We start from the raw sequence: 3315 nt of genomic DNA, 5'->3' as shown, positions 1-3315 counted from the left end.
AACGACACCGCCCCACCCCGACACAGACCCCCCGAACCCGCCCCACGCACACGCCTGACCAGCCAGCGGCGCCGGTGACCCGGGTTCGTTGTCAGAGCAGGCGCCTACCCTTGGGCGGGCGTGAGGGGTTGTGGGGTGGGGGTTGGCGTCCGGCCGGGGTTGATCTCGGCGCCGGACCCGGCCCGAGCGCCGGACCGGCCGTGCCACGAAGCCGGCCCACTCACCCCCCGCCCCGATACCGCACCCCCGCACCCGCCCCCACACACACGTCTGACCAGCCGATCGCGCCGGTGACCCGGGTTCGTTGTCAGAGCAGGCGCCTACCCTTGGGCGGGTGTGAGGGGGTGTTCGGTGTGCTGTGGGTCGGGAAAGCGGTGTTGGGTTGGTGGCTGGGCGTTCTAGCGTTCTGGCCATGTACCACTCCTCCTCCCCTCCCCGCCTCACCCGGCTCACCTTCCACGGTCCCCTCTCCGAGGACCGGGCCCTCCGGATGATCCGTCGGCTGTCCGCGCCAGCCGCCCCTACCGCCCCTACCGCTTCAGCCGCCCCGGTCTCCGTCCTCGACATCGGCTGTGGCTGGGGCGAGTTCATGCTTCGCTTCCTTGAGGCGACCCCCGGCGCGACCGGCGTCGGCATCGACCTCAACGAAGACGACCTCGCCCGCGGCCGCGCCGGCGCCGAGGCCCGTGGGCTGGCCGAGCGCGTTCGGTTCGTCCGGGGGTCCGCCGTCGACATCGCCCACGGTCCCGCCGACCTCGTCCTGTGCTTCGGTGCCAGCCACGCCCTCAGCGACGCCCGGCCCCCCGAGCACACCTCCGCCGCCCTGCACGCCCTCCGCCGCCTGGTCAGCCCTGGCGGCCGTGTCGTTCTCGGTGAGGGGATCTGGCAACGCCCTCCCACCGCGGCCGAGTTGTCGGCCATGTGGCCGGACGCCTCCGCCGCCGAGCATCTCGACCTCGCCGGCCTCGTCGACCTCGCCGTCTCCGCGGGCTTCCGGCCCGCCTGGATCGAGACCGCGAGCAACGGCGAATGGGAAGACTTCGAGTCCGCCTACCAGTCCGACGTCGAGGAATGGCTCGCCGCCCACCCCCGCCATCCCCTGGCGAAGGAGACCCGCGACCGCGTCGATCGCCACCGCAGCATGTGGCTGCGGGGCTATCGCGGCGTTCTCGGCCTCGCCTACCTGACGCTCGTCCCCATTACCTAAGACGCATCCTGCTTCTGCCCGCGCCGAAGGGCATGGTGCCGGTGGGCACGGGCACGGCAGAGAGCCCCGACCGCGGCGAACCGCCCTACGCCAGCGTCCCCGCACCCGCGTCCAGCAGCGCCGCCGCCGTGAACAGTTCGACCCCCACGCGGATCGCCCCCTCGTCCACGTCGAAGTCCCCCTGGTGCAGGTCCCGCGGCAGCCCCGTCTCCCCCGCCGCCCGTACGCCCAGCCGCGCCAGCGCGCCCGGAAGGTGCTCCAGGTACCAGGAGAAGTCCTCCCCGCCCAGGCTCTGTTCCGTCGTCTCCACCGACTCCGTTCCCCGGCGCGCCGTCATCGCGTTCGCCAGCAGCGCCGTCATCGCCGGTTCGTTGACCACCGGCGGGACGCCGCGGACGTACGTGATGGCGGACTTCGCCCGGTGCATCGCCGCGACCTCGTCGACCGCCGCGTGGACCATGTCCGGGGCGCGGCGCCAGGTGTCCAGGTCCAGGCAGCGGACCGTGCCGGACAGCTCCGCGTGCTGCGGGACGACGTTGCAGGCGTGGCCGGCGTGGAGGCGGCCGAAGGTGACGGCCAGGCCCGCGCGGGCGTCCACGCGCCGGGACAGCAGGGCCGGGACGTCGGTGGCGACGCGGGCGGCGGCCGTGACCAGGTCGGTGGTCAGGTGGGGGCGGGCGGTGTGGCCGCCGGGGCCGTCGAGGGAGATTTCGAGGCGGTCGCAGGCGGACGTGATGGCGCCCTGGCGCAGGCCGATGCGGCCCACGTCCACGCGCGGGTCGCAGTGCACGCCGATGATCCGGCCGACGCCGTCGAGGACGCCGGCCTCGATGGCGTCGGTGGCGCCGCCGGGCAGCACCTCCTCCGCGGGCTGGAAGATCAGCCGTACCGGGTGCGGCAGCAGGCCCTCGCGTGCCAGGCCGGCGAGGACGATGCCCGTGCCCAGGACGATCGCCGTGTGGACGTCGTGGCCGCAGGCGTGGGCGCGGTCCGGGACGGCGGAGCGGTACGGGACGGTCTTGGTGTCCGGGATCGGCAGCGCGTCGATGTCCGCGCGCAGCGCCAGCATCGGGCCGGGGGCCGTCCCGCCGTCCGGGATGCCGATGTCGCAGATCAGGCCGGTGCCCGCCGGGAGCACCCGGGGGGCGAGGCCCTCCCGCTCCAGCCGCTCCTTGATCGCGGCGGTGGTACGGAACTCCTGGTTGCCCAGCTCCGGGTGCATGTGCAAGTCCCGCCGGAACGCGATGAGTTCGGCGTTCAGCTGCGCCGGGAGCGCCCCGGGCAGCAGCGCGTCGGGGCCGGACTCGGGCTCTGCGTCGCGGGACATCAGTCGGTTCACACTGTGAAGAGTACGGGGATCAACGGGGCCACCGAGAAGGATCAACAAAATTTCAGTCCCGCGGGTGCATGACCGGCGTGCGCGGTGGGTACACTCCGGCGCTCACCCGGGTGTGCCCAGCCCTGAGCCCCCAGCCCCCAGCCCTCGGCCCCCGAGCCCCGTACCCCCACCGCGCCTCACACCGACGCCGCCGGCGCCCCCGACCACCCCGTGGCCGTCGCCGGGCCCACCGGCAGCCCGTCGACCCCCCGCCGTTCCCTGGCCGCCCCCGCCACCGACGACAGGAAGCCCTGCGCCCGCGGCGACGCCGTCTCCGTCAGCCAGCTCGCGTCGACCTCGCAGACCGCCACCTTCACGCCCGTACCAGCCAGGGCCAGCGGCAGCGTGTGCACCACCGTCGACGGGAAGCTGACGATCGTGCGGCCGATCGGGCCGCGGCGGGCGATGATCTCCAGCGGCAGGTCGGGGCGGACGATCTCCAGGCCGGTGTGCCGGTGGAGCCGGTGGAGCTTGTCGGCCCGTTCCCTGCGGTGCGCGAAGTAGCGCGTGGCGCCGTACGCCCTGGTGAGCGACGCCACCGCCTCCAGGTACCGGTCGTGGTCCACGACACCGGTCTCCACCAGGGACGTACCGACGAGGTCCGTGGCCGTACCGACGCTCGGCGGGCCGAAGCGGGAGCGGGTCCAGGCGAACTCGTTCGCCGTCACCTTCAGCCCCTCGGGCGGGTCCACCACCGGCATCGACGTGAAGACCTCCACCCGGGTGCCCG

The 3315-nt window shown here is 73.9% G+C and carries 2 protein-coding genes and 1 pseudogene; 1 reads left to right on the top strand and 2 read right to left on the bottom strand.

The features are described 5' to 3' along the window. Nucleotides 1-412: 412 nt before the first annotated feature. Nucleotides 413-1207 (top strand): SAM-dependent methyltransferase, encoded by a 795-nt coding sequence (locus tag H5J30_RS23255; RefSeq protein WP_181789327.1) that lies wholly within the window; start codon nucleotides 413-415, stop codon nucleotides 1205-1207. A gap of 85 nt (nucleotides 1208-1292) precedes the next feature. Here the strand turns inward: H5J30_RS23255 and H5J30_RS23250 are convergent, their stop codons facing one another. After that, nucleotides 1293-2534 (bottom strand): amidohydrolase, encoded by a 1242-nt coding sequence (locus H5J30_RS23250; protein ID WP_181789326.1) that lies wholly within the window; start codon nucleotides 2532-2534, stop codon nucleotides 1293-1295. A 188-nt stretch (nucleotides 2535-2722) separates the two neighbouring features. Further along, nucleotides 2723-3315, bottom strand: a pseudogene (locus H5J30_RS23245) (hypothetical protein); the annotation flags it as partial.

The sequence above is a fragment of the Streptomyces phytophilus genome, assembly GCF_013870535.1.
In the GTDB taxonomy this organism is placed as follows: Bacteria; Actinomycetota; Actinomycetes; order Streptomycetales; family Streptomycetaceae; genus Streptomyces; species Streptomyces phytophilus.
Note: the sequence above shows the minus strand (reverse complement) of the source record. Positions and strands in the feature narration are given on the sequence as shown.

Excerpts from the sequence above, each read along its gene's own strand:
- H5J30_RS23255 (WP_181789327.1), top strand. The coding sequence starts at position 413 with ATGTACCACTCCTCCTCCCCTCCCCGCCTCACCCGGCTCACCTTCCAC.
- H5J30_RS23250 (WP_181789326.1), bottom strand. The coding sequence starts at position 2,534 with ATGTCCCGCGACGCAGAGCCCGAGTCCGGCCCCGACGCGCTGCTGCCC.